This is a genomic window from Acinetobacter sp. 22323 (genome assembly GCF_052044895.1).
GTDB classification, from domain to species: Bacteria; Pseudomonadota; Gammaproteobacteria; order Pseudomonadales; family Moraxellaceae; genus Acinetobacter; species Acinetobacter schindleri.
Map to the genome: position 1 here is coordinate 1 of NZ_JBQEOL010000052.1, position 554 is coordinate 554.

Annotated in this window: 1 rRNA gene; it reads right to left on the reverse strand. The window is 49.5% G+C overall.

The window, feature by feature from the left end:
• Positions 1-533: ribosomal RNA gene (locus tag ACTJIX_RS14850) — 23S ribosomal RNA — on the reverse strand; the annotation flags it as partial.
• Positions 534-554 lie beyond the last annotated feature (21 nt).

Below are 554 nucleotides of genomic sequence, written 5' to 3' on the forward strand. Positions count from 1 at the left end.
GGCTCCCACTGCTTGTATGCATGCGGTTTCAGGATCTATTTCACTCCCCTCACAGGGGTTCTTTTCGCCTTTCCCTCACGGTACTGGTTCACTATCGGTCAGTCAGGAGTATTTAGCCTTGGAGGATGGTCCCCCCATATTCAGACAAGGTTTCACGTGCCTCGCCCTACTCGACATCATCATATCAGCCCTTTCGTGTACAGGACTATCACCCACTATGGTTGCACTTCCCAGAGCATTCCACTAAAACTGATATGACTTAATGGGCTGTTCCCCGTTCGCTCGCCGCTACTGAGGGAATCTCAATTGATTTCTTTTCCTAGAGGTACTGAGATGTTTCACTTCCCTCCGTTCGCCTCGTATGACTATGTATTCATCATACGATACCTGGCTTATACCAGGTGGGTTTCCCCATTCAGACATCTCCGGATCACAGGATATTTGCCGCCTCCCCGGAGCTTTTCGCAGGCTATCACGTCTTTCTTCGCCTCTGACTGCCAAGGCATCCACCACATGCACTTAATTACTTGACTATACAACCCCAAACAGTCGTT